General features: G+C 70.1%; 20 protein-coding genes. 14 read left to right on the top strand and 6 right to left on the bottom strand.

Features of this window, described 5'->3' with window-relative positions; all coding sequences use genetic code 11:
- Positions 1 to 52: 52 nt before the first annotated feature.
- Positions 53 to 571: a GNAT family N-acetyltransferase gene (locus RPQ07_RS09055; protein ID WP_313943574.1), complete on the bottom strand. Its 519-nt coding sequence runs from the start codon at positions 569 to 571 to the stop codon at positions 53 to 55.
- 174 nt (positions 572 to 745) lie between these two features.
- On the opposite strand from RPQ07_RS09055, the gene RPQ07_RS09050 reads away from it, so the two are divergent.
- From RPQ07_RS09050 to argF, 4 genes are all read left to right on the top strand, one after another.
- Complete coding sequence (locus RPQ07_RS09050) at positions 746 to 2,317, top strand: 3' terminal RNA ribose 2'-O-methyltransferase Hen1 (protein ID WP_313943573.1); 1,572 nt, start codon at positions 746 to 748, stop codon at positions 2,315 to 2,317.
- The gene (locus RPQ07_RS09045; RefSeq protein WP_313943572.1) at positions 2,314 to 4,869 is read left to right on the top strand and encodes a polynucleotide kinase-phosphatase; all 2,556 of its coding nucleotides are present in this window, start codon (positions 2,314 to 2,316) and stop codon (positions 4,867 to 4,869) included. Before RPQ07_RS09050 ends, RPQ07_RS09045 begins: the two co-directional genes overlap by 4 nt.
- 247 nt (positions 4,870 to 5,116) lie before the next feature.
- On the top strand, positions 5,117 to 6,349 hold the full coding sequence (locus RPQ07_RS09040; RefSeq protein WP_313943571.1) for an arginine deiminase: 1,233 nt from the start codon (positions 5,117 to 5,119) through the stop codon (positions 6,347 to 6,349).
- A gap of 63 nt (positions 6,350 to 6,412) precedes the next feature.
- Positions 6,413 to 7,438: an ornithine carbamoyltransferase gene (argF, locus tag RPQ07_RS09035; protein ID WP_313943570.1), complete on the top strand. Its 1,026-nt coding sequence runs from the start codon at positions 6,413 to 6,415 to the stop codon at positions 7,436 to 7,438.
- Between the two features lie 19 nt (positions 7,439 to 7,457).
- Here argF and RPQ07_RS09030 read toward each other — a convergent pair whose 3' ends face one another.
- Complete coding sequence (locus RPQ07_RS09030; RefSeq protein WP_328862005.1) at positions 7,458 to 7,892, bottom strand: ATP-binding protein; 435 nt, start codon at positions 7,890 to 7,892, stop codon at positions 7,458 to 7,460.
- Between the two features lie 277 nt (positions 7,893 to 8,169).
- Here RPQ07_RS09030 and RPQ07_RS09025 point away from each other — a divergent pair, with 277 nt between their 5' ends.
- Both RPQ07_RS09025 and RPQ07_RS09020 read left to right on the top strand, forming a co-directional pair.
- Positions 8,170 to 8,997, top strand: coding sequence for an enoyl-CoA hydratase family protein (locus RPQ07_RS09025; RefSeq protein ID WP_313943568.1), 828 nt, complete (start codon positions 8,170 to 8,172; stop codon positions 8,995 to 8,997).
- Positions 8,982 to 11,393 (top strand): bifunctional salicylyl-CoA 5-hydroxylase/oxidoreductase, encoded by a 2,412-nt coding sequence (locus RPQ07_RS09020; RefSeq protein WP_313943567.1) that lies wholly within the window; start codon positions 8,982 to 8,984, stop codon positions 11,391 to 11,393. The genes RPQ07_RS09025 and RPQ07_RS09020 overlap by 16 nt, the downstream gene beginning before the upstream one ends.
- A gap of 69 nt (positions 11,394 to 11,462) precedes the next feature.
- Here the strand turns inward: RPQ07_RS09020 and RPQ07_RS09015 are convergent, their stop codons facing one another.
- Positions 11,463 to 12,269, bottom strand: coding sequence for a PaaX family transcriptional regulator C-terminal domain-containing protein (locus RPQ07_RS09015; protein WP_313943566.1), 807 nt, complete (start codon positions 12,267 to 12,269; stop codon positions 11,463 to 11,465).
- A gap of 4 nt (positions 12,270 to 12,273) precedes the next feature.
- Positions 12,274 to 13,890: an AMP-binding protein gene (locus RPQ07_RS09010; protein WP_313943565.1), complete on the bottom strand. Its 1,617-nt coding sequence runs from the start codon at positions 13,888 to 13,890 to the stop codon at positions 12,274 to 12,276.
- Positions 13,891 to 14,020: 130 nt separating this feature from the next.
- Between RPQ07_RS09010 and RPQ07_RS09005 the strand changes: the two genes are divergently transcribed.
- From RPQ07_RS09005 to RPQ07_RS08985, 5 genes are all read left to right on the top strand, one after another.
- Positions 14,021 to 15,163 (top strand): acyl-CoA dehydrogenase family protein, encoded by a 1,143-nt coding sequence (locus RPQ07_RS09005; RefSeq protein ID WP_313943564.1) that lies wholly within the window; start codon positions 14,021 to 14,023, stop codon positions 15,161 to 15,163.
- A complete protein-coding gene (locus RPQ07_RS09000) occupies positions 15,160 to 15,558 on the top strand; it encodes a RidA family protein (RefSeq protein WP_313943563.1) in 399 nt (132 codons plus the stop codon). The genes RPQ07_RS09005 and RPQ07_RS09000 overlap by 4 nt, the downstream gene beginning before the upstream one ends.
- 63 nt (positions 15,559 to 15,621) lie before the next feature.
- Complete coding sequence (locus RPQ07_RS08995) at positions 15,622 to 16,467, top strand: alpha/beta hydrolase (protein ID WP_313943562.1); 846 nt, start codon at positions 15,622 to 15,624, stop codon at positions 16,465 to 16,467.
- An 86-nt stretch (positions 16,468 to 16,553) separates the two neighbouring features.
- Entirely contained in the window at positions 16,554 to 18,098 is a 1,545-nt protein-coding gene (locus RPQ07_RS08990; RefSeq protein ID WP_313943561.1) for an MFS transporter, read from the top strand.
- Positions 18,099 to 18,235: 137 nt separating this feature from the next.
- Entirely contained in the window at positions 18,236 to 19,690 is a 1,455-nt protein-coding gene (locus RPQ07_RS08985) for a GAF domain-containing SpoIIE family protein phosphatase (RefSeq protein ID WP_313943560.1), read from the top strand.
- 64 nt (positions 19,691 to 19,754) lie between these two features.
- Here the strand turns inward: RPQ07_RS08985 and RPQ07_RS08980 are convergent, their stop codons facing one another.
- Positions 19,755 to 20,138: a hypothetical protein gene (locus RPQ07_RS08980; protein WP_313943559.1), complete on the bottom strand. Its 384-nt coding sequence runs from the start codon at positions 20,136 to 20,138 to the stop codon at positions 19,755 to 19,757.
- A 341-nt stretch (positions 20,139 to 20,479) separates the two neighbouring features.
- Between RPQ07_RS08980 and RPQ07_RS08975 the strand changes: the two genes are divergently transcribed.
- Together RPQ07_RS08975 and RPQ07_RS08970 are read left to right on the top strand one after the other, a co-directional pair.
- Positions 20,480 to 22,081, top strand: a complete 1,602-nt coding sequence (locus RPQ07_RS08975; RefSeq protein ID WP_313943558.1) for a hypothetical protein — start codon at positions 20,480 to 20,482, stop codon at positions 22,079 to 22,081.
- 511 nt (positions 22,082 to 22,592) lie between these two features.
- A complete protein-coding gene (locus RPQ07_RS08970; RefSeq protein ID WP_313943557.1) occupies positions 22,593 to 22,856 on the top strand; it encodes a hypothetical protein in 264 nt (87 codons plus the stop codon).
- A 185-nt stretch (positions 22,857 to 23,041) separates the two neighbouring features.
- On the opposite strand, the gene RPQ07_RS08965 is transcribed toward RPQ07_RS08970, so the two are convergent.
- Positions 23,042 to 23,587, bottom strand: coding sequence for a hypothetical protein (locus RPQ07_RS08965; RefSeq protein ID WP_313943555.1), 546 nt, complete (start codon positions 23,585 to 23,587; stop codon positions 23,042 to 23,044).
- A gap of 352 nt (positions 23,588 to 23,939) precedes the next feature.
- On the opposite strand from RPQ07_RS08965, the gene RPQ07_RS08960 reads away from it, so the two are divergent.
- A complete protein-coding gene (locus RPQ07_RS08960) occupies positions 23,940 to 24,566 on the top strand; it encodes a hypothetical protein (protein WP_313943554.1) in 627 nt (208 codons plus the stop codon).
- Positions 24,567 to 24,575 lie beyond the last annotated feature (9 nt).

Below are 24,575 nucleotides of genomic sequence, written 5' to 3'. Positions count from 1 at the left end.
GGTCGTGACCGGTCGACCGTCGCATACGCGGACGCGATCAGCTGGACAGCCCTCAGGCGCGTGGTTCGGCCGGCGCCGCGTCGGGCCAGGTGATCTTGTAGTACGTCAGGCGTTCGTCCTCCGCGAACTGCTCCATGCCGGCTGCGGCCATGACGCGTTGGGACGCGATGTTGTCGCGGTCGGTGTCACCCTGCACGCAGGTGATGCCGCGTGCGCGGGCGAACGCCAGCAGAGCGCGGAGCGCCTCGGAGGCGTACCCCTTGCCCTGCACCGACGGGATCAGGCCGTAGCCGATCGTGACGCTGCCGCTGTGGTCCGCGGGGCCGTGGAAGCCCGTCCCGCCGATCGCCCGTCCGTCCTCGCGCAGCCGGATCTCATAGGCGCCGAAGGGCTGGGGATCACCGGTGCTCGCGCACACATCCAGGAAGCGCCTGGCTCCGGCCATGTCCCCGTCGGCCGGGTATCCGGGCGCCCAGCGGTCGCCGCAGTCCGGCTCGCCCGCCACCACGCGTTCCGCGTCGCCGGGGCTCATCGGATGCAGTACGAGCCGCGCTGTCACAAGGTCGTCCATGGGCGCTGAAGTAGCACGCGGGGCGGCCGGAACGCATGCGGATTATCCGTCCCGACTCCCCGGCACCCGAAGCAACCGCAGGTGCGGTGCGGCCCGCCGCCGCCCCGTCGCCCGGCTTCCGTCCGACGGGGAATTCCCTGGTCGGGACCGGTGAATACGGCCATACTCGGACGGGTGTTCCTGACGATCAGCACCACCGGCACCCCAGAGCGTCCCGCGACCGACCTCGGCTTTCTGCTGCACAAGCATCCCGACAAGGCGCAGACGTTCTCCACCTCGCACGGCACGGCGCACGTCTTCTACCCCGAGGCGTCCGCCGAGCGGTGCACTGCCGCACTTCTGCTGGAGGTGGATCCGGTGGCGCTCGTGCGGCGTGGCAAGGGCAAGGGCCGTGGCGGCGCGCCCGACGCGGCGCTCGCGCAGTACGTCAACGACCGCCCGTACGCCGCGTCCTCGCTGCTCTCCGTCGCCATGACCACCGTGTTCAAGAGCGCCCTGCGGGGCGTGTGCGCCGCGCTTCCCGAGCGGGCCGAGGCACCTCTGCCGCTGCGGATCGAGGTGCCCGCCATGCCCGCGCGCGGTGGCGCCGAACTGGTGCGGAAGCTGTTCGGCCCGCTGGGCTGGACCTCGGTGGACGCGCGGCCGGTGGCGCTGGACGAGCAGTTCCCGGAGTGGGGAGACTCCCGCTACGTACAGCTGGTGCTGGAGGGGGACCTGCGGCTCTCCGACGCGCTGCGGCAGCTGTATGTGCTGCTGCCGGTGCTCGACGACGCCAAGCACTACTGGGTCGCTCCCGACGAGGTCGACAAACTGCTGCGGGCGGGCGAGGGATGGCTGGCCGAGCACCCGGAGCAGAAGCTCATCACCAGCCGCTATCTGTCACGGCGCTGGGGGCTGACCCGGCAGGCGATGGAACGTCTCGAACTGGTCCGCCTCGCCGAGGCCGACGACCTCGAGGTCGAGGCCGTGGACAACGCCGTCGACGAGACGACCGACACCGAGGACCGGCCCGTGCCGCTCGCCGTGCAGCGGCGGGACGCCATCCTCGAAGCGCTGCGCGCGGCCGGTGCGAGCCGGGTGCTCGACCTGGGCTGCGGGCAGGGCCAGTTGGTGCAGGCGCTGCTCAAGGACGTGCGCTTCACCGAGATCGTCGGCGTCGATGTGTCCGTACGCGCCCTGACCATCGCCGGGCGGCGGCTGAAGCTGGACCGCATGGGCGAGCGCCAGGCCGCGCGCGTCCGGCTGATGCAGGGCTCGCTCACCTATACCGACAAGCGGCTGACCGGCTATGACGCGGCTGTTCTCAGCGAGGTCATCGAGCATCTCGACCTGCCGCGGCTGCCCGCCCTGGAGTACGCGGTGTTCGGGTCCGCCCGGCCGCAGACCGTGATCGTGACGACGCCGAACGTCGAGTACAACGTCCGCTGGGAGACGCTGCCCGCCGGACATGTCCGCCACGGCGACCATCGGTTCGAGTGGACCCGTGAGGAGTTCCGCGGCTGGGCGACGGGCGTCGCCGAACGTGACGGCTACAGCGTCGCGTTCGTCCCCGTCGGGCCCGACGACCCCGAGGTCGGACCGCCGACCCAGATGGCCGTGTTCACCAGGAACGACACCAGGAACGACAGCAAGAGCGACACCGGGAACGACACCACGAACGACAGCGGCAGCAAGCGCGACACCGACAGTCGGAACAACACCACGAACGACACCACCGGGACCGAGAAGGAGGCGAAGGCCGCATGACCACGACGAGTACCACCGCCGCGCCGGCGAAGCGCGTGCTCCCCGTCACCGACCTGTCCCTCGTCGTGCTCATCGGCGCCACCGGGTCGGGCAAGTCCACCTTCGCCCGCAAGCACTTCAAGCCCACCGAGGTCATCTCCTCGGACTTCTGCCGGGGACTCGTCGCGGACGACGAGAACGACCAGAGCGCGAGCGGCGACGCCTTCGACGTCCTGCACTACATCGCGGGCAAGCGGCTCGCCGCCGGGCGGCTGACCGTCGTCGACGCCACCAGCGTGCAGTCCGAGAGCCGTCGTCAGCTCGTCCAGCTGGCACGGCAGCACGACGTGCTGCCCATCGCGATCGTCCTCGACCTGCCGGAGGACGTGTGCGCCGAACGCAATGCCGCACGTCCCGACCGTGCCGGCATGCCCCGCCACGTCATCTCGCGTCACCGCCGCGAACTGCGCCGCTCCCTGCGCGGCCTGGAGCGCGAGGGCTTCCGCAAGGTCCACATCCTGCGCAGCGTGGAGGAGGTCGAGGCCGCCGAAGTCGTCCTGGAGCGGCGCTACAACGACCTCACCCATCTGACGGGGCCGTTCGACATCATCGGCGACATCCACGGCTGCAGCTCCGAGCTGGAGACGCTGCTCGCCGCGCTCGGCTACAGCGACGGCGTGCACCCCGAGGGGCGTACGGCCGTGTTCGTCGGTGACCTGGTCGACCGCGGTCCGGACAGCCCCGGCGTCCTGCGCCGTGTGATGTCCATGGTCGCCTCCGGCAACGCGCTGTGCGTGCCCGGAAACCACGAGAACAAGCTCGGCCGCTACCTCAAGGGACGCAACGTCCAGCACACCCACGGACTGGCCGAGACGATCGAGCAGCTGGACAAGGAGGACGACGCGTTCCGGGCGGAGGTACGGGAGTTCATCGACGGCCTGGTCAGCCACTACGTCCTGGACGGGGGGAACCTGGTCGTCTGTCACGCCGGACTGCCCGAGAAGTACCACGGCCGCACCTCCGGCCGGGTCCGCTCGCACGCGCTGTACGGCGACACGACCGGCGAGACCGACGAGTTCGGGCTGCCCGTGCGCTATCCGTGGGCCGAGGACTACCGGGGACGCGCCGCTGTGGTCTACGGCCACACCCCGGTCCCCAGCACCTCATGGATCAACAACACCATCTGCCTCGACACCGGCGCGGTGTTCGGCGGAAAGATGACGGCGCTGCGCTGGCCCGAGCGTGAACTGGTCGACGTACCGGCCGAGAAGGTCTGGTACGAGCCGGTCCGGCCCCTGCTCACCGAGGCACCGGGCGGACGGGAGGGCAGGCCGCTGGATCTCGCCGACGTCCAGGGACGCCGGGTCGTGGAGACCCGGCACATGGCACGGATCGGTGTGCGCGAGGAGAACGCGGCGGCGGCGCTGGAGGTCATGAGCCGCTTCGCCGTCGACCCTCGGCTGCTGGCCTATCTGCCGCCGACGATGGCACCGACGGCCACCTCGAAGGCGGAGGGTTTTCTGGAGCACCCCGTCGAGGCGTTCGCGCAGTACCGCGCGGACGGTGTCGAGAAGGTCGTGTGCGAGGAGAAGCACATGGGTTCGCGGGCGGTGGCGCTGGTGTGCCGCGACGCCGCTGCCGCGCGCGAGCGGTTCGGGGTCGAGGGACCGACGGGCGCCCTGCACACCCGTACCGGCCGGCCCTTCTTCGACGACCCGGCCGTCACCGAGGAGATCCTGGACCGGCTGCGGACGGCCGTGACCGAGGCGGGGCTCTGGGACGAGCTGGACACGGACTGGCTGCTGATCGACGCGGAGCTGATGCCGTGGTCGCTGAAGGCCGCGGGGCTGCTGCGCTCGCAGTACGCGGCGGTCGGTGCCGCGGCCGGGGCGGTGTTCCCGGGTGCCACGGCCGCCCTCGAGAAGGCGGTCGGGCGCGGCGTCCCGGTCGACGGCCTGCTGGCCACGCAGCGCGAACGGGCCGCCGACGCGGCCGCGTTCACCGACGCGTACCGGCGCTACTGCTGGACGACCGAGGGGCTGGAGGGGGTGCGTCTCGCGCCGTTCCAGATCCTCGCCGTGCGGGGGCGTTCGCTCGCGGCCGTGCCGCACGACGAGCAGTTGGTCTGGCTGGACCGCCTGGTGGAGCACGACCCCACCGGTCTGCTCCAGGTCACCCGCCGGCTCGTCGTGGAGACGGCGGACGCGTCCTCGGTCGCGTCCGGGGTCGACTGGTGGCTGGAGATGACGGGGCGGGGCGGCGAGGGGATGGTCGTCAAGCCGCTCGGAGCGCTCGCCCGCGACGGGAAGGGCCGCCTGGTGCAGCCGGGCATCAAGGTCCGCGGCCGTGAGTACCTGCGGATCATCTACGGCCCCGAGTACACCCGCCCGGAGAACCTGGAGCGCCTGCGCGGCCGGTTCCTGAACCACAAGCGTTCGCTGGCGCTGCGGGAGTACGCGCTCGGTCTCGAGGCGCTGGACAGGCTGGCCGACGGGGAGCCGCTGTGGCGGGTCCACGAGGCGGTGTTCGCGGTGCTGGCACTGGAGTCGGAGCCGGTGGACCCGCGGCTCTGATTTCCCGCCGGGCGGGGGCCGGGCCGCGGCGGCCGGATCCGCCGCCGCTGCCCGGTCCGGGTCCGCCGTCACGGCGGACTCCGGACCGGCACGCAGGCAGTCGAGCCCGTACAACGGTGTGCGGGTATCCGTGCGCGAGGGAGAAACGCCGTCGAAATGCCCGATGCGGCGGCGGCAAGCATCAGGATTCATCGTTTGACTGGCCATTCGCCGGGTGAACGGCGCATTGCGCGGTGAGGATGGGGACATGGGATTCCACGTCGACTCCGAGACCGGGCGGCTGCGCCGGGTCATACTGCACCGGCCCGACCTCGAACTGAAGCGCCTCACTCCGAGCAACAAGGACGCGCTGCTCTTCGACGACGTGCTGTGGGTGCGCCGAGCCCGCCACGAGCACGACGGGTTCGCGGACATACTGCGTGACCGCGGGGTGGAGGTGCACCTCTTCGGCGATCTGCTGCGCGAGTCGCTGGACATCCCCGAGGCACGCAAGATCGTGCTGGACCGGGTCTTCGACGAGAAGGAGTACGGTCCGCTCGCCACCGACCACCTCAGGGTCGCCTTCGACGAGTTGCCGACGCCCGATCTCGTCGAGGCGCTGGTCGGAGGGATGACCAAGCGGGAGTTCCTCGCCGGTCACCCCGAGCCGACGTCCGTGCGTTTCCATGTGATGGACCTGGACGACTTCCTTCTCGACCCGCTGCCCAACCACCTGTTCACCCGCGACACGTCGGCCTGGATCTACGACGGGGTCTCGATCAATGCCATGCGCTGGCCCGCCCGGCAGCGCGAGACGGTCCACTTCGAGGCGATCTACAAGTACCACCCGCTGTTCACCGGCTCCCAGGCCGGACCGTTCCACCACTGGTCGGAGGGGCAGGACGACTACCCCTCCACCATCGAGGGCGGCGACGTGCTCGTCATCGGCAACGGCGCGGTGCTGATCGGGATGAGCGAGCGCACCACACCGCAGGCGGTGGAGATGCTGGCGCGTGGGCTGTTCGCGGCCGGATCGGCACGCACGATCGTGGCGCTGGACATGCCGAAGAGACGCGCCTTCATGCACCTCGACACCGTGATGACCATGGTCGACGCGGACACCTTCACGCAGTACGCGGGCCTCGGCATGCTGCGCTCGTACACCATCGAGCCCGCGGACGGTTCGAGCGGTCTGAAGGTGAGCGACCATCCCCCCGAGCACATGCACAGCGCGATCGCCGCGGCGCTGGGCCTCAAGGAGATCCGCGTCCTCACGGCGACGCAGGACGTGCACTCGGCGGAGCGGGAGCAGTGGGACGACGGGTGCAACGTTCTCGCGGTGGAGCCGGGCGTCGTCGTCGCGTACGAACGCAATGTCACCACCAACACACATCTGCGCAAACAGGGCATCGAAGTGATCGAGATCCCCGGCAGCGAACTGGGGCGGGGGAGGGGCGGGCCGCGCTGCATGAGCTGCCCGGTCGAGAGGGATGCTGTATAGCAATACAGCCTCTCGTATACACTTCCATGGTCACCGCATTTTCGCGACCCAGGAGCAGCCGCCATGGCCATACATCTCGAAGGCCGCCACTTCCTCAAGGAGCTCGACTTCACCGCGGAGGAGTTCCGCGGTCTGGTCGAGCTGGCCGCCGAGCTCAAGGCTGCCAAGCGGGCCGGTACCGAGGTGCAGCGGCTGCGCGGTAAGAACATCGCGCTGATCTTCGAGAAGGCCTCGACACGTACACGCTGTGCGTTCGAGGTCGCGGCCGCGGACCAGGGCGCCGCGACGACGTACATCGACCCGTCGAGCTCCCACATCGGCACCAAGGAGTCCGCCAGGGACTCCGCACGGGTCCTCGGCCGGATGTTCGACGCCATCGAGTTCCGCGGTGACGCGCAGGCCACCGTCGAGGAACTGGCACGGTTCGCCGGGGTGCCCGTCTACAACGGCCTCACCGCGGACTGGCACCCCACCCAGATGCTCGCCGATGTGCTCACCATGGTCGAGCACAGCGGCAAGCCGCTCGGGGAGATCGCGTATGCCTACCTCGGCGACGCCCGCTTCAACATGGGCAATTCGTATCTGGTCACCGGCGCCCTGCTGGGCATGGATGTGCGGATCGCCGCACCACGGGCCTACTGGCCGGCCGACGAGATCGTGACCCGAGCCCGCGCTGCCGCGGAGTCCAGCGGTGCCCGCATCACCCTGACCGAGGACATCGCCGAGGGTGTCCGGGGTGCGGACTTCGTCGCCACCGATGTCTGGGTGTCGATGGGGGAGCCCAAGGAGATCTGGGCCGAGCGCATCAAGGCGCTGGCGGCGTACGCGGTGACCATGGACGTCCTGCGGGCGACGGGCAACCCGGAGGTGAAGTTCCTGCACTGCCTGCCCGCGTTCCACGACCTCGGCACCGCGGTCGGCCGGGAGATCCACGAGACGTACGGTCTGGGCGAACTGGAGGTGACGGACGAGGTGTTCGAGTCGGAGCACTCCGTCGTCTTCGACGAGGCCGAGAACCGTATGCACACGATCAAGGCGGTCCTGGTCGCCACGCTGGCGGGACCCGCCGGCGCCGGTATCTCCGGATAGTCATGCGGGGGGAACCGCGTCAGGTCCGCGACGGCAGCGTGAACCAGACGGCCTTGCCCTCCGCGGTCGCCCGGTGCCCGCAGTCCGAGCTCAGGGCCCGTATCAGCAGCAGTCCGCGCCCGTGCTCCTGCCAAGGGTCCGGCTCACCGCCCGGCACGGCGATCCGGCACAGATCCCCCGGCGGCGCCGGATCACCGTCATGGACCTCCACCTGGCAGCCGCCCGCGAGCAGCTCCACCACCAGCTCTATGGGTGACTCGCTGGGGGTGTGCTCCACGGCGTTCGCCACCAGCTCGGCCGTCAGCAGCTCCGCCGTGTCACTGTCCGCCGTCGCCTCGATCTCCGCGAGCGCCGTGCGGATCAGGGCACGCGCGATGGGCACCGCTGCCGTGGTGTGCGGCAGGGCGATGCGCCACGAGGCGGGGCCGGAGGCATCGAGCAAGGCAGGGTCCATTCAGGGGTCAGCTCTGGGTGGGTCCGTTCACGAGGTGAGGGTCCTGCTCTCCACCATAGGAATCGCGGCTGCGGGAACAAGGGGCGCAGGCCACCCCGATCAGGACCTGTGTCACAACCGCTACAGGACCATTGCCGTGTCACGCCACCTCTGTCGCGCACATCACAGCCTCGGTGTCCGCCCGGTCCTGTCGTATAGCGCACTCGTGACGGCAGTCACGTACGAGTGATAGCTTCGAAGGGCAGGCAGGACCGCCGGCCGAGGGAGGCACCACTCCATGAGCCCCTTTCCCAGCTCAGCGCCGCGCGCGGACGCATGGCGTCATCTGCGCGTCACCACGCAGGACGGCGTCGCGACCGTCACGCTCGCCCGGCCCGAGAAACTGAACGCCCTCACCTTCGGCGCCTACGCCGATCTGCGCGATCTGCTCGCCCAGCTGTCGCGCGAGCGCTCCGTGCGGGCGCTGGTGCTCGCCGGTGAGGGCCGCGGCTTCTGCTCCGGCGGCGACGTCGACGAGATCATCGGCGCGACGCTCTCCATGGACACCGCGCAGCTGCTCGACTTCAACCGGATGACCGGGCAGGTCGTCCGGGCCATCCGTGAGTGCCCCTTCCCGGTGATCGCGGCGGTCCACGGGGTCGCCGCCGGCGCCGGCGCCGTGCTCGCGCTGGCCTCCGACTTCCGGGTGGCCGACCCGTCCGCCCGGTTCGCGTTCCTGTTCACGAAGGTCGGGCTCTCGGGCGGTGACATGGGCGCCGCCTATCTGCTGCCGCGCGTCGTCGGCCTCGGACACGCCACCCGGCTGCTGATGCTCGGCGAAGCGGTGCGCGCCCCCGAGGCCGAACGCATCGGACTGATCAGCGAGCTGACGGACGAGGGCCACGCGGACGCCCGCGCGGCCGAACTCGCCCGCCGTCTCGCCGACGGCCCGGCGCTGGCCCTCGCCCAGACCAAGGCGCTGCTGACCGCCGAACTGGACATGCCGCTCGCCGCGTCCGTGGAGCTCGACGCCTCGACGCAGGCCCTGCTGATGACGGGCGAGGACTACGCGGAGTTCCACGCGGCCTTCACCGAGAAGCGTCCGCCGAAATGGCAGGGCCGGTGAACCCCGCGGATGCCGTAGGACCGGCGAACCCGGCCGCCGGCGGTCAAGAACCCCGCACCTCCGGCCGGCCCGCTGGGACCCCGCTGCCCGGGACGGACTCCACCGGCACCGGCACCGGCCCGCGCCCCCTGCGCGTCGCCGTCATCGGCGGCGGACCCGGCGGTCTGTACGCCGCCGCCCTGCTCAAGCGGCTCGATCCTGCCCGCGACATCACCGTCTGGGAGCGCAACGCCCCCGACGACACCTTCGGCTTCGGAGTCGTCCTCTCCGACGAGACCCTCGGCGGCATCGAGCACGCCGACCCCGTCATCTACCGCGCGCTCCAGGACGAGTTCGTCCGCTGGGACGACATCGACATCGTCCACCGCGGCCGCACCCTCACCTCCGGCGGCCACGGCTTCGCCGCGCTGGGCCGGCGCAGACTGCTGGGGATACTGCACGAGCGCTGCGAGTCCCTCGGCGTACGGATCCGCTTCCGCACCCCCGCGCCTCCCGCCGCCGAACTCGCCGCCACGCACGACCTCGTCATCGCGGCCGACGGGGTCAACAGCCTCACCCGCGAGGCACACGCCGACGCCTTCGCGCCCCGGATCACCACCCACCGGTGCCGCTACATCTGGCTGGCCGCCGACTTCGCCCTCGACGCGTTCCGGTTCGAGATCGCCGAGACCGAGCACGGCGCGATGCAGCTCCACGGCTACCCCTTCTCGCCAGACGCCTCCACCGTCATCGTCGAGATGCGCGAGGAGGTGTGGCGGGCGGCGGGCTTCGACGCCTGTGACGAGCAGGAGTCCACCGAACGCTGCGCCAAGATCTTCGCCGACGCCCTCGACGGCCGGCCGCTGCGGAGCAACAACTCCGCCTGGATCGCCTTCCGGACGGTCGTCAACGACCGCTGGTCCCACGGCCGCACCGTGCTGCTGGGCGACGCCGCGCACACCGCCCACTTCTCCATCGGCTCCGGCACCAAGCTCGCCGTCGAGGACGCACTCGCCCTCGCCGCCTGCATCGATGAGCAGCCGACGCTCGACGAGGCACTGGCCGCGTACGAGAGCGAGCGCCGGCCGGTCGTGGAGTCGACCCAGCGGGCGGCCGCCGCGAGCCTGCGCTGGTTCGAGGAGCTCGGCACCTATCTCGGCCAGCCGCCGCGGCAGTTCGCCTTCAACCTGCTGACCCGCAGCCGCCGCGTCACCCACGACAACCTCCGGCTGCGTGATCCGGCGTTCACCGACGACGTCCAGAAGGACTTCGGGTGTCCGCCCGCCACGCCTCCCATGTTCACCCCCCTCCGGCTGCGCGGCCTCGAACTGCGCAACCGGGTCGTCGTCTCGCCGATGGACATGTACTCCGCGACGGACGGGCTGCCCGCCGACTTCCACCTCGTCCACCTCGGCGCGCGGGCCCTCGGCGGCGCCGCGCTGGTCATGACCGAGATGGTGTGCGTGAGCGCGGAGGGCCGCATCACACCCGGCTGCACGGGCCTGTACACCGAGGAGCACGCGACGGCCTGGCGCCGCATCACCGACTTCGTGCACCAGCAGGCGCCCGGTACAGCCATCGGTGTGCAGCTGGGCCACTCCGGCCGCAAGGGATCCACGAAGCTCATGTGGGAGGGCATCGACGAGCCGCTGCCCACCGGCAACTGGCCGCTCGTCGCCGCCTCACCGCTCTCGTACCGCCCGGGCGTCAACCAGATCCCGCGAGAACTGGACAGTGCGGGACTCGCGGACATCCGCGAACAGTTCGCGGACGCGGCCCGCCGAGCCGTCCGCAGCGGCTTCGACCTCCTCGAACTCCACTGCGCGCACGGCTATTTGCTGTCCGGGTTCCTCTCGCCGCTCACCAACCACCGCACGGACGCGTACGGGGGATCGCCGGAGAACCGGCTGCGCTTCCCCCTCGAAGTCTTCGACACCGTGCGGGACATCTGGCCCGACGACCGGCCCATGACCGTGCGTATCTCCGCCACCGACTGGGCGGAAGGCGGCACGACCGCCGAGGACGCCGTGGAGATGGCCCGGGCCTTCGTCGCCCACGGCGCCGACGCGATCGACGTCTCCACCGGACAGGTCGTCGCCGAGGAACGCCCCGAGTACGGCCGCTCGTACCAGACGCCGTACGCCGACCGGATCCGCAACACCCTCGGCGTACCGGTCATCTCGGTCGGAGCGATCTCGTCCTGGGACGACGTCAACTCGCTGCTGCTGGCCGGCCGCGCGGACCTCTGCGCCCTCGCCCGCCCTCATCTCTACGACCCGCACTGGACGCTGCACGCGGCGGCCGAACAGGACTACTCGGGCCCGGGCGCGCCCTGGCCGCTGCCGTACGGCGCGGGCAGCCGCAAGCCGCCGACAGGCCGTACGGACGCTCCCAAACCGAGGCTCACGCTGCGCTGAGGCGGATGGCACGGAGGGCGGGGGCCGACGAGCTCCGACCGGCGCCCGCCGCCCCGGCCTTGACCACCCTCACGTCTCGACGAAGACCGCTCCCGCGTCCCGCAGCAGCTCGTGCAGACGGGTGAACACCTCGGCGGAACGGCCGCCCGGCCAGCCCTCCGGGAGCAGTTCGAGCGGCAGCCCGGGGTCCACGTACGGCAGCCGGCGCCAGGAGTCGAGCGCCCGCAGATAGTCCCGGTACGCCTCCTCGGGCGAGCCCGTGTGCCCCGCGGACCAGATCCGCAGCACCGGCTCGTGCGCGTCGAGGAACTCCTCGTGCTGCTTGGCGATCGCTCCCAGGTCCCACCAGCGCGCGACCGCCTCCGCCGTGGCCGCGAAGCCGAGGTGCTCACCGCGGAAGAGCTCGACGTACGGGTCGAGCTGGAGGCGGCGCAGCGTGTGCCGGGTCTCCTGGTACAGCCGGGCCGGGGCGATCCACACCCCCGGCGCCGCCGACCCGAAGCCGAGACGGCCCAGCCGCGAACGCAGCAGATGCCGCTTGTGGCGTTCGGCCTCGGGGACCGAGAAGACGGCCAGCACCCAGCCGTCCGTGAGCAGCGGCGCCGGCGGCTCGTAGATGCGCCGGTCGCCGTCGTCGAGCAGTTGCCGGGCGTCATCGGACAGCGCGTATCCGGCCGCGCCGTCGGGCGCGCGGCCGGCGATCAGCAGTCCGCGGCGCTTGAGACGGGAGACGGACGAGCGCACCGAGGGCGCGTCCACGCCGAGTACCGCCATGAGCCGGATGAGCTCGGCGACGGGCAGGGGCCCGGGCCGTTCACGTCCGTACGCGCCGTAGAGGGTGACGATCAGGGAACGGGGGGTGTGCTGGTCGGCCACGTGATCACTCTAGGGCCCGCAGCCGGAAGCGCTGCAGCTTGCCGGTCGGGGTGCGCGGCAGCGCGTCGAGGAAGACGATCTCGCGGGGGCACTTGTACGGCGTGAGCCGGTCCTTGACCGACTCGGTGAGCGCGGCCGCCGTCTCCTCGCCCCGGGAGACCCCGTCGCTCAGGACGACGTACGCCACCACGATCTGCCCGCGCAGTCCGTCCTCCCGCCCGATGACCGCGGCCTCCGCGACGTCCGGGTGGTGCAGCAGGGCCTCCTCGACCTCGGGTCCGGCGATGTTGTAGCCGGCGGAGATGATCATGTCGTCGGCGCGGGCGACATAGCGGAACCAGCCGTCCGGGTCGCGCACATAGGTGTCGCCCGTGAGGTTCCAGCCGTCGCGCACGTAGTCCAGCTGCCGGGGGTCGCTCAGATAGCGGCAGCCGATCGGGCCGCGGACCGCGAGCAGCCCCGGTTCGCCGTCCGGGACCGGTGTGCCGGAACGATCCACCACCCGTGCCTGCCAGCCGGGCACGGGGATGCCCGTCGTGCCCGGCTTGATGTCCTCGTCGGCCGCGGAGATGAAGATGTGCAGCAGTTCGGTCGCGCCGATGCCGTTGATGATGCGCAGACCTGTCCGCTCCAGCCAGTCCTGCCAGGTGGCGGACGGGAGGTTCTCACCGGCGGACACGCAGCGGCGCAGCGAGCCGACGTCGTGCGCGTCCAGGTTGTTCAGCATCACGCGGTAGGCGGTCGGAGCGGTGAACAGCACCGACACCCGGTGCTCGGCGATGGCCGGCAGCATCTGCAGCGGACCCGCCTGTTCCAGCAGGAGCGCGGAGGCACCCGCCCGCATCGGGAAGATCACCAGCCCGCCCAGGCCGAAGGTGAAGCCGAGCGGCGGGCTGCCGGCGAAGACGTCGTCCGGCTCCGGCTTCAGCACCTGCGCGGAGAAGGTGTCCGCGACGGCCAGCACGTCCCGGTGGAAGTGCATGCACCCCTTGGGGCGGCCGGTGGTGCCGGAGGTGAAGGCGATCAGCGCGACGTCGTCGGCGGCCGTCTCCACCGCGGTGAACGGCTCCGCGGACTGCCCGGCGGCCAGCTGGAGCAGGTCGTCGGGGGAGTCGCCGCCGTACGAGGTGATCCGCAGCCCCGGCACCTCGGCCTTCGCCAGGTCGTCGAGCGAGCGGATGTCGCACAGGGCATGGCTGACCGCGCCGATCTCGCACACGGTGGCCAGTTCTCCCGCCCGCTGCTGGGCCAGCACGGTGACGGCGACCGCACCCGCCTTCAGCACGGCCAGCCAGCAGGCCGCGAGCCACGGTGTCGTGGGGCCGCGCAGCAGGACGCGGTTGCCCGGGACGACCCCGAGGTCGGTCGTGAGGGTGCGGGCGATGCGGTCGACCCGCTCGCGCAGGTCTCCGTACGACCAGGTCTCGCCCCCTCCGGTACGGAAGACGGGCCTGTCGGCCCCGAAGCGGTCGATCGTGCGGTCCAGCAGCTCGGCGGCGCAGTTGAGCCGCTGGGGATGGTGCAGAGCGGGCAGCTCGAAGAGGAGTTCCGGCCACTGCCCGGCGGGCGGGAGGTGGTCGCGCGGAAAGGTGTCGACGTGGGCCGAGGGTGTCAGCTCCATGGTGCGCCCCCTTCTCGTCGTGGGGTCGTGAATGGAGCGTATCGTTAAGGTGACGACAGTCAATGGTCCGCGATATTGTGCTTCTCCGGGGGCCACCGCCGGACCCCCGGCCGTCGAAGTGGGGGCACGAATGCCCGTATTCTCGCTCGATCCGGCTCAGACCGCCTGGTGTGCGGAGCTGCGCACCCTGGCGGCCGAGACGCTCCGCCCGCTGGCGGAGAAGGGCGAACCGGGCCGGGTGAACCGCCCCCTGGTCGCCGCTCTCGGCGAGCGCGGCCTCCTCGCCCGTCTCTTCGGAGCGGGCGCGCTGGAACTGTGCCTGCTGCGCGAATCGCTCGCCCACGGCTGCACCGAGGCCGAGACCGCACTCGCCCTCCAGGGGCTCGGCACGTACCCGGTCGTCCAGGCCGGCACCCGCGCCCAGCAGGAACGATGGCTCCCCGAGGTCATCGCGGGCCGCGCCGTCGCCGCCTTCGCGCTGAGCGAGCCGGACGCCGGCTCGGACGCGGCCGCCCTCGCGCTGCGGGCCGAACCGGACGGCGAAGGATGGCGGCTGACCGGCGAGAAGCGCTGGATCTCCAACGCCCCCGAGGCCGACTTCTGCACCGTCTTCGCCCGCACCACCGAGGGCGCGGGCGCCCGCGGGGTGACCGCCTTCCTCGTACCTGCCGACCGGCCGGGGCTCGGCGGACAGGCGCTGGAGATGCTCTCGCCGCACCCGATCGGGGCCCTGACCTTCGACGGCGTACCGGTCACCCGGGACGACATGCTCGGCGAGCCCGACCGCGGCTTCCGCGTCGCCATGAACACCCTCAACCTGTTCCGGCCCAGCGTCGGTGCCTTCGCCGTCGGTATGGCGCAGGCGGCCCTCGACGCCACGGTGGAGCACACCGCCCGCCGCACGGCGTTCGGCGGCCCGCTCAAGGACCTCCAGTCCGTCGCCCACCGGGTCGCCGAGATGGCGACCCGCACCGAGGCGGCCCGGCTGCTGGTGTACGCGGCGGCCGAGGCGTACGACGACGGCGCCGCCGATGTGCCCAAGCGCTCCGCGATGGCGAAGCTTCTCGCGACGGAGACGGCGCAGTTCGTCGTCGACGCGGCCGTTCAACTCCACGGCGCGCGTGCGCTGCAGCGTGGCCATCTGCTGGAGCATCTGTACCGTGAGGTGCGGGCTCCCCGGATCTACGAGGGTGCCACCGAGGTCCAGCGCTCGATCATCGCCAAGGAGCTGTACGCCGGGAAGCCGCACGCCGCCAAGGAGCCGCCCGTATGAGCCTGCACCGCCACAACCCGGCCGAGCTCTCGCCGCCCACCGGCTTCACGCACGCCGTCACGGCGACGGGGTCCCGGCTGGTGTTCCTCGCCGGACAGACCTCGCTGGACATGGGCGGGAAGGTCGTGGGGGAGACCCTCACCGAACAGTTCGAGACGGCTCTGGCCAACCTGCTGACGGCCCTCGCAGGCGCCGGCGGAGCACCGCAGGACCTGGCCCGGGTGACCGTCTACGCCACCGATGTCGAGGACTATCGCGCCCACGCGCACGAACTGGGCACCATCTGGCGGCGGTTGGCGGGCCGTGACTATCCCGCGATGGCCGTCATCGGTGTCGTGCGGCTCTGGGACGAGCAGGCGATGGTGGAGCTCGACGGCATGGCGGTCCTGCCGTAACGCCCTCCCCGCGACGCCGTGACGCCGTGACGCCGTGACGACCTGGGACCAGGGGGACATGCCATGCCGGAGATCGAGCTGCGGGCCGGGACGATCGCCTACGAGGACACCGGCGGTTCCGGTCCCGTCGTCGTTCTGCTGCACGGTCTCGTCCACGACGCGACGGTCTGGCGCAAGGTGATCGCGGATCTGCGCCGGGACCACCGCTGCATCGCCCCGACCCTGCCCTACGGTGCCCACCGCACGCCCATGCGCCCGGACGTCCCGCTGAGCCCCGACTCCGTCAACGAGCTGATCGCGGAGTTCCTGGACAGGCTCGGTCTGCGCGAAGTGACCCTCGTCGAGAGCGACTGCGGACGCGCCCAGACCGTCGCCGGCCGGCATCCGGAACGGCTCGCGCGGCTGGTGCTCATCTCCTGCGAGGCCTTCGACAACTACCCGCCCGGTCTGCCGGGCAAGATGATCTCGGCGGCCTGCAAAGTCCCGGGCGGTGTCGGCCTGCTGGTGCGCACGCTCGCTCTGAAGCCGCTGCGCCGGCTGCCCGTCGGTTTCGGCGCGCTCACCAAGCACGGAGTACCGGACGACGTCGTCGACGCCTGGCTGCGGCCGTTGCTGACCGACAAGGCGATCCGGGCCGACTTCCGGCGCTACGGCAACGCCGTCCGCAGGACCGAACTGCTCGAAGCAGTCGACGGACTGCGGGCCTTCGGCCGTCCCGCCCTGGTGGTCTGGGCCACCGAGGACCGGATGATGCCGCGTGAGCACGGCCGGCGGCTGGCCGAACTGCTGCCCCGGGGACGCCTGCTGGAGATCGACGACAGCCGTACCCTCGTCGCGGAGGACCAGCCGCAGCGGCTCGCGAGCGCCCTGCGCGCGTTCACCGCGGAGCCCACCGCCGGGGGCTGTTGATCGACTGGTGGCGCCGGGTGCCCGGGTTTACCGTCGATGAGTGGACGGAACCGTCTGCTCACCGCTGTGTGAGGGCACGATGCGCCATGACGAGCTCGCAGCCGACACCCGCCTCGCCGGCCACCACGCCGGACTCCGGCGGAGGCCACGGAATAGCTCTTCTCGTCATAGCGTCCTGCCAGCTCATGGTGGTTCTCGACATCACCATCGTGAACATCGCGCTCCCCCACATCCAGAGCTCGCTGGACTTCTCCACGACGAGCCTGGCCTGGGTGGTCAATGCCTACACCCTGACCTTCGGCGGACTGCTCCTGCTCGGCGGACGCGCAGGTGACATCCTCGGCCGGCGCCGGGTCTTCATCTTCGGTGTGCTGCTCTTCGCACTCGCCTCGTTCCTCGGCGGATTCGCCCAGAACGAGGCCCAACTCCTCGCCGCACGCGCCCTCCAGGGCGTCGGCGGCGCCATCGCGTCGCCGACCGCTCTCTCGCTGATCACCACGACGTTCCCCGAAGGCCCGGCCCGCAACCGGGCGTTCGGCGTGTTCGCGGCCGTGTCCGCGGGCGGCGGAGCGATCGGCCTGCTCGCGGGCGGCATGCTCGTCGAATGGCTCAACTGGCGCTGGGTGTTCTTCGTCAATGTGCCGATCGCCCTGATCATCGTGCTGCTGACCCCCCGGCACATCAACGAGTCCGAACGCCACCCCGGAAACTTCGACCTCCTCGGGGCACTGACCTCCACCCTCGGCATGGTCGCGCTGGTCTACGGCTTCATCCGGGCCGCCCAGGAAGGCTGGCGCGATCCGGTCACGCTCGGCTCGTTCGCGGCGGCGGTGGTGCTGCTCGCGTCGTTCATCATGGTCGAGCGCCGCTCGTCCCAGCCCATCACACCGCTGCACATGTTCGCCGACCGCAACCGCGCGGGCACGTACGGCATCATGCTGAGCCTCGCGGCAGCGATCTTCGGCATGTTCTTCTTCCTCACGCTCTTCGTCCAGAACGTCCTCGACTTCAGCCCGCTCATGGCCGGTCTCGCCTTCCTGCCCGTCAGCGCCGTCATCGCCGTGGGCGCGGGACTTGCCTCCCAACTCCTGCCGAGATTCGGGCCGAAACCCTTCATGGTGACCGGTGCGATCCTCGCCGCGGCGGGGCTCGGCTGGCTGACGCAGACCGACATCCACTCCACGTATCTCGGCAGCATCCTCGGACCCATGCTGATCTTCAGCCTCGGTATGGGCATGCAGTTCGTCTCGCTGACGCTGATGGCGGTCTCGGGAGTGGCGCCGGCCGAGACGGGAGCGGCCTCCGGCCTCCTCAACGCCACCCAGCAGGTGGGCGGTTCACTGGGACTGTCCATCCTGGTCACGGTGTTCGGCACCGCCAGCCGCAACGAGGCCGAGGACCAGATCGCGGACTTCATGACCAACGCCACCCCGGCGGAACGGCTGATCTTCCAGCGGACGGGGCAGCTGCCGGCGCACTGGGGCGACGAGGTGCTGACCTCCGGGGTCTCCGCGGCCTTCGTGGTGGCCGCGATCTTCACGTTGATCGCCGCCGTGATCGCTCTCCTGGTGATCCAGGTCCGTCCCTCCGACCTGGAACGGCTGAAGGGCGGTGTGACCCCCGGCCCCTGACACCACCCGCCCGTCGTCACCTCCTGCCACCACCCCCCCTTACCAGGCCCTTCCGTCCCACGGTCGGCAGGCCGGATGCGGTGTCCCGTGGGGCGCACGAGACTGAGATCATCGCCGGTGACGGAGGAGGTGATCGTGTGCGTGCCGACTCGCCTGACGGAGACGGGGGTGCGTCCCAGGCGGTGGGTCTCGCCGTGCTCGATACGGACATGAAATACCTCTTCGCCGACCCGTCCTACTGCCGGATCTCGGGCGAAGTACGCGCGGGTCTGGAGGGCCGCGGCATCAGCGCCCGCGCGGCGCTCAGCGTCGGCGCCGCACCCCTGCCGGCCGCCGTGCTCGCCGATGGCCACACCCGTTCGTTCGCTACGCCCGCCACGCGCTGCACCTGGGAGCGGCTCACCGTCCACGGCGAGGTACTGGGTGTGGTGGTGCTGGTCACCGAGACCGTCACCACGGCCGACCGGCTCCGCATCGCCGAGGCCGCCGACCGGATCGGCACGACCCTGGACGAGCGGGCCACCTCATCGGAAGTCGTCAGCTTCCTGCACACCGAACTGGCCGACGCGGCCGCCGTCGACCTGCTGCCGGAGGATCCGGCGGCCCACACCAGCCCCGTGGCGGACCGGGTGGCCTCCGCCGGGAGGGTCGAACTGCTGCCGGACCACCCGCCCCGGGCCGTCCTGCGCGGTCGCCCGGTCCTCGTCGAAGGACGGCTCGCCCTGCCGCTCACGCTGAAGGGCCGCGTCCTGGGCGCCGTGACCCTCGCCCGCGCCGAGGGGGACTTCACCGACCGCGATCTGCTGATCGCCCAGTCCGCGGCCCGGCGGGCGGCCGTCGCCATCGAGCACGCCCGGATGTTCGCCCAGGCCCAGCGCACGGCGGTCGAACTCCAGCGGGCCCTGCTGACCGACCCCGGCCTGCCGCACCCCAACCTCCAGCTCGCCACCCGCTACCTGCCCTCGGGCATGGGAACGCTGGTGGGCGGCGACTGGTTCGAGACCGTACGGCTGCACTTCGGCCGCACCCTGCTGGCCATGGGCGACGTCATGGGCCACGGCGTCGAGGCCGCGGTCGACATGAACAGCTACCGCTCGGCCCTGCGGGACTTCGCCTCCGCCGACCTCCCGCCGCACCGCGTCCTGCGCCGCCTCGACCAGGACATCTCCGACGCCGACACCCGCCGCCCGGCGACCTGCCTGCTGGCCCGCCTCGACCCCGCCCGAGGGCTCGCCACCTTCTCCAGCGCCGGCCACCTCCCGCCGGTGGTCTTCAACCGCGAGGGAGTCGCGGACCTGATCCGCGTCCCGGTCGGCCCCCCGCTCGGCACGGGCCTCGGCGGCTACGACATCCTGTCCCGCGCCCTCGACCCGGGGGACACGCTCCTGCTGTTCACGGACGGCCTGGTGGAGCGCCGCGGCGAGGACATCGACGCCTCCCTCGCCCGCCTGGCCGCGGTCCGCCCCGACCCGAAGGGCTCGCTGGACGACCTGGTGGACGAGGTCCTGCGTGAGCTGGACGCGGCGCACGCGGAGGACGACGTGGCCCTGATGGCGGTGAGGATCCGGCGCAAGGCGCCGGGGGAGGAGTGAGCGTGCGACGCACGGGACGCGGCCGAAGGGCCGAGGGCGACCGGGGGCTCGTCGCCGGGGGATGTCAGCACTGGTCGACGGAGTCCGAGGGGTCCTTCCCGATGTTCACATTGCCGCCCCACACCCAAGCGGTCCGATAGGTGGCGGGAGAGGCACTGTCGAAGACCGTTCCCCGGTACCAGATGTCGGTGGTGTAGCCGCCGGCCGTGACGCGGTCGCCTTCCAGGTAGCAGACGCCGTCCATGTAGAAGCGGTCCACCGTGGGGCCCGTGTTGGTGAGCAGTCTGGCCACGACGAAGGGTCCTGTACGGACGTTGCTGTTCGGCTGCAACGACACGTAGAACCCCGAAGCCCCCGCGTGGGCGGTCCCCGCGGCGACACCGGTCATGGTGGCGGCTCCTACGAGCGCGAGGCCGGCGGCGGCGAGACGGGTGCGATTCCTGGGCATGGGGCGCTCCTTGAAGTGTCTGCGAGGACGGGGCTGTTCGCTCAGGAGACGGGTCCCGCAGGCCTGTCGTATGACACCGGTCTCCCTTGATTTCGGAGTGGGAGCGGGTGCCATGAGCCCCTTCGGTGCTGCGTCACAGGTGAGAGTCCGTCAGGGGTGATCTGCCGGGTCTGTCCCCGGTTCTCCCGCGTTGCGAGATCCCTCAGGGAGGAGAAGAGTGGTTCTTGTATCGCCTGTGCATCGTTGAGCTGTAGATCTCCATGCCACGGGCAGTCGCCGCCTTCAGAACCGGGTTCCTCGGGGCGCCAAGAAAGTACGTGCAGAGCACACTTGGAACAGCCATGTCGAGAACTGCCCAGCAACAAGTCTTCCGTTTCGTCGGTGCCTCCTGCCTGGCTGCGGCGCTCGCGCTGTCGCCGGGCCTGGCGAGTGCTGAGGCAGCACCCCAAGCACGCGCTGAAGCAGCGACCGCGCTGCCGGCCGCACCAAGTCCTCCTTCTCCACCGCCGGCGGAAGAAGAGCAGCCTCCGCCGCCCCCGCAGGAGCAGGAGCAGCCGCCTCCGCCGCCCCAGGAGGAGCAGGAGCAGCCACCGCCTCCGCCCCCGCAGGAGGAGCAGCAGCCTCCACCTCCGCCCCAGGAGGAGGAGCAGCAGCCCCCGCCGCCGCCCCAGGAGGAGGAGCAGCAGCCCCCGCCGCCCCCGGCGGAGCAGGAGGCGGACTTGAAGAAGCTGACTCCTGACCTGAAGAAGGACGTTCAGGAACTGACGAATCAGCAGGACGCCCCGCAAGAGCTCAAGGAGACGGCAACCAAGCTGAACGACACGCTCAAGGTGATCGAGAACCCGAACACACCGCTCGCAGAGCGGGTCACGCTGGCGAACATCGTGAAGCAGTCGTCGGACGTCCTGGCGAATGTCGACAAGTCGAATGCGTCGGCCGAGGTGAAGGCGGCAGTGACCAACACCGTGGAGCAGTCGACGGATGTCCTGGTGGATGTCGGGAAGTCGGATGCGCCGTCGTCGGTCAAGGTGGCCGTGAACAACACCGTGGAGACGACGACGAGCGTTCTGGTGGACGTGCTGAAGTCGGATGCGCCGTCGTCGGTGAAGGTCGCGGTGACGAACACGGTGAAGACGACGACGAGCGTTCTGGTGGACGTGCTGAAGTCGGACGCGCCGTCGTCGGTCAAGATCGCTGTGTCGAACACGGTGAAGCAGTCGACGAGCGTGCTGGTCGACGTCCTGAAGTCCAATGCTTCGCCCGCAGTCAAGATCGCTGTGACGAACACGGTGGAGACGACGACGAGCGTTCTGGTGGACGTGCTGAAGTCGGATGCATCGCCGGCGGTGAAGGTCGCGGTGACGAACACGGTGAAGACGACCACGAGTGTGCTGGTGGACGTGCTGAAGTCGGACGCGCCGTCGTCCGTGAAGGTCGCGGTGACGAACACCGTGGAGACGACGACGAGTGTCCTGGTCGACGTCCTGAAGTCCGGTGCGTCGCCGGCGGTGAAGGTCGCGGTGACGAACACGGTGAAGACGACGACGAGCGTTCTGGTGGACGTGCTGAAGTCGGACGCGTCGCCGGCGGTGAAGGTCGCGGTGACGAACACTGTGGAGACGACGACGAGTGTCCTGGTGGACGTGCTGAAGTCGGACGCGCCGTCGTCGGTCAAGGTGTCGGCGACCAATGTCGTGAAGTCGACGTCGGAGATCCTGGTTGCTTCTCTGAAGGCTGGTACGCCACCGGCGCAGCAGAAGGCGGCAACGAACTTTGCGAACCAGGTGAACAACACGCTGAAGGCGGCCCAGAACCCGAAATCCTCGTCCGAGCAACGGTCTGAGGCAACAAAGAAGCTGACCCAGTGGGACGACTCGCTTCCGAAGTGCCTGCAACAGAACCCGTTCCAGGAGTGCGTGGCCTCGGCGACAACTGGCCAGTGAGGTGCCGGTGCCTGCATCGGATTCCACCTAAGGACCGGGGAGCGGCCCCTGCAGTGCCCGCGGAAGGTGCGCTGCACAAGGGGGCCGCTCCTTCGTCCGGTCCTCCGTGCACGCCGAACGCGCTCGCTGGGGGAGACCCGCCCCGCGGAGATATGCCTCCGGCGGGGGACTTCCGCGCCGGCGCGTCTTCATCGGGGCGTGACGGCCCTGCGGGTCGCTGCTCGCCTTGGAGTGCGGACAGCCGGCTACCGGGGTGGATCAGGAACGGCAGACGGCACGTGCGCCGTTCGCGAGTGCCGGCCGTGAGTGGGGTTGGTGCGGGGGCTCCCCTCCCGGCCGTGCAGACCGGGCCCAGGCAGGTCGTTCGTACAGTGGCGCGCTCCACCTTGACGACCTGAACCACGCCCGCTTCACGGTGCGCGGGTCGACGGCAGACGGGATGGGAGCTGGGGAGAGTGGTGGGCGAGGGTGATCGTTGACGCGCTCAGGGCGACGCGTCAGGATGCGTGTCATGCAGCTCAGTGCCCAGGCCACCCATGGCGGTCAAGTGTTCCTGTTGATCTGGGGAGTGGTCGCACTGCTCATGGGGTCGGTACTCTCCTCGCAGAAGGGGTCCGGCTGGTTCCGCGAAGTGGTCAGGTCCGGGCTCCAGGGGTGGCCCGCGCAGCAGGCCCGTGCGCAGAACTTCGGTGGTGTGCGAGTGATAGGCGCCATGCTTGCAGTAGCAGGCCTGACGGGACTGGTGGCGGCCGTCGCCCTGCTGACACGAGGCTAGTCCAACGGTCATGCACCAGCCATGTCTGCAAAGGGTGCCCAGATTTCTGACATCAGCGACAGACACCACCAGGCACGTACAGCGCCGGTCGACGCAGAACCTCAGCGGCCGGTCAATCGAGAGACGGGGCGAGTTGACCGACCGCGACAACTCCCCGCGAATTGAGTCGAACTCCTCACGACCATCTACGGGTTGTGTGTTCCGAGGTCCTGGCGCATGGCGTCTCTCAGGCCGATCCACTTTTCCCAGAGCGCCAGCAAGTCAGTGCGGATTTCGTCGAATGAACCCCCTTCCTCGGCGTCCCCTCGTTCCAGACGCTTGATCCTTTGGAAGGTTCGAGACAATCCGGAGAAGACTATTTCCATTTCGTCCAGAACTGCGCGAGATGCTACGAGTTGACCTTCCGCTAATGCCGCTGCGTAGGCTCGACGGGCTGCATGAAATTCGTTGCGATCGTCTTCTTGCAAGCGATCCTCGTGCAGGGCGTGAAGGTAGTTCATCTGTGCTATTCGATACCAGCGTGCGCTTGAAACCGTGACATAGCACGCTCGCTTTGCTGCCAGTGCGGCATTTGAGTCGTCGCGGTCCCGCAATTCTCGCGCCTGCCTTGACTGCTGGTCAGCGAGTTCTCGCTGCATGCGGGCTGTCACTCGCACGGTTACGATGGGCGAAAGCAGAGTTCCGAGAATTCCGAAGACAGCCAGAATTAGAGGACTGATCAGGCTTTCCATGCGCCCCCACTTCGTCCGGAAAGCGATACCGTGCTCGGCTCTGCGTGTGTAAAGGGACGGCTCGGCACGTGGCCGCGTGTAAGCCAGGTCTTCAGCCATTCTTGGATACCCCTCCGTAGGCGTGGGCATGCGAAGAAGCCAGGTACTGGGCGTCCGTTCATGCGTCCGTGCCGGGCATGGGCGAGATGACCATTGACACGGACGCCGCCGGCTTCAAGCTGTTCGCCGGCAGGGGAGATCACGACACGTCGATCGGCCTGCCCCCTCGTGGCCGGATTGCTCCCTTGTGTGCGCATCGCGTGCATGTCACACAGTTGAGAGGCGGGGTGATCGGGGGAGGGGGAGGCGCTGCATGTCTACGTTCGGCGACGATCAGGTCGTGCCCTCAGATTGGGCGATGGAGCGGTTTGGCCGGAAGGCCGGCCAGCTCGCTGCGGCGCTTCCGGTGCAGCTGGCCCAGGCTCACGCTCGGGCCCATGCCGTGCACCTGGAGGCGCGGTTGAAGAAGCGAAGCCCCTACGGTGCCACCCTGGCCGAGGCCGTACGCGAGAACCTGGCGGATGCGGCACGAGGGCTGGACGAAGCCGTGCGGGACGTGCGTGGGTACGAATACGCCGTCATCAACGACCACGCGCTCTTCCCCTTCAAGTACTCGGACCGTCCTCGGCCGCTCGAGCGTGCCCGGTTGGCTTCCAACGCATCCCCCACGCGCCGCCGGATGCTCTTGAGTCATGGGCCGCAGCCTGCGGAGGGGCTGTTTCCTCTCGACGACGACCTGACGACGGAGGAGTACGACGACCTGCACGAGACCTTCGAGGCCCTGGGGGCGGCCACGAAGCTCGTGTGCCTGTTCTTCACGGCTCACCCGGAGAGCGGCATCCACGCCATTCATTGGGGAGACGCATACCTCGAGCCGGACCGCACCTTCACCTGGCTCTACAACGAACAGCTCCCCGTCGCCTGCCAGTTGCTCATGTGATCGACCCGG

Source organism: Streptomyces sp. AM8-1-1 (genome assembly GCF_032229325.1).
Classification (GTDB): Bacteria; Actinomycetota; Actinomycetes; order Streptomycetales; family Streptomycetaceae; genus Streptomyces; species Streptomyces achmelvichensis.
This window is presented reverse-complemented; position numbering and strand designations above follow the sequence as displayed.

Excerpts from the sequence above, each read along its gene's own strand:
- RPQ07_RS08990 (WP_313943561.1), top strand. The coding sequence starts at position 16,554 with ATGACGAGCTCGCAGCCGACACCCGCCTCGCCGGCCACCACGCCGGAC.
- RPQ07_RS09045 (WP_313943572.1), top strand. The coding sequence starts at position 2,314 with ATGACCACGACGAGTACCACCGCCGCGCCGGCGAAGCGCGTGCTCCCC.
- RPQ07_RS09025 (WP_313943568.1), top strand. The coding sequence starts at position 8,170 with ATGAGCCCCTTTCCCAGCTCAGCGCCGCGCGCGGACGCATGGCGTCAT.
- argF (WP_313943570.1), top strand. The coding sequence starts at position 6,413 with ATGGCCATACATCTCGAAGGCCGCCACTTCCTCAAGGAGCTCGACTTC.
- RPQ07_RS08970 (WP_313943557.1), top strand. The coding sequence starts at position 22,593 with ATGCAGCTCAGTGCCCAGGCCACCCATGGCGGTCAAGTGTTCCTGTTG.
- RPQ07_RS08975 (WP_313943558.1), top strand. The coding sequence starts at position 20,480 with ATGTCGAGAACTGCCCAGCAACAAGTCTTCCGTTTCGTCGGTGCCTCC.
- RPQ07_RS08960 (WP_313943554.1), top strand. The coding sequence starts at position 23,940 with ATGTCTACGTTCGGCGACGATCAGGTCGTGCCCTCAGATTGGGCGATG.
- RPQ07_RS09055 (WP_313943574.1), bottom strand. The coding sequence starts at position 571 with ATGGACGACCTTGTGACAGCGCGGCTCGTACTGCATCCGATGAGCCCC.
- RPQ07_RS09040 (WP_313943571.1), top strand. The coding sequence starts at position 5,117 with ATGGGATTCCACGTCGACTCCGAGACCGGGCGGCTGCGCCGGGTCATA.
- RPQ07_RS08980 (WP_313943559.1), bottom strand. The coding sequence starts at position 20,138 with ATGCCCAGGAATCGCACCCGTCTCGCCGCCGCCGGCCTCGCGCTCGTA.
- RPQ07_RS08965 (WP_313943555.1), bottom strand. The coding sequence starts at position 23,587 with ATGGAAAGCCTGATCAGTCCTCTAATTCTGGCTGTCTTCGGAATTCTC.
- RPQ07_RS09000 (WP_313943563.1), top strand. The coding sequence starts at position 15,160 with ATGAGCCTGCACCGCCACAACCCGGCCGAGCTCTCGCCGCCCACCGGC.
- RPQ07_RS09030 (WP_328862005.1), bottom strand. The coding sequence starts at position 7,892 with ATGGACCCTGCCTTGCTCGATGCCTCCGGCCCCGCCTCGTGGCGCATC.
- RPQ07_RS09005 (WP_313943564.1), top strand. The coding sequence starts at position 14,021 with ATGCCCGTATTCTCGCTCGATCCGGCTCAGACCGCCTGGTGTGCGGAG.
- RPQ07_RS09010 (WP_313943565.1), bottom strand. The coding sequence starts at position 13,890 with ATGGAGCTGACACCCTCGGCCCACGTCGACACCTTTCCGCGCGACCAC.
- RPQ07_RS09020 (WP_313943567.1), top strand. The coding sequence starts at position 8,982 with ATGGCAGGGCCGGTGAACCCCGCGGATGCCGTAGGACCGGCGAACCCG.
- RPQ07_RS08995 (WP_313943562.1), top strand. The coding sequence starts at position 15,622 with ATGCCGGAGATCGAGCTGCGGGCCGGGACGATCGCCTACGAGGACACC.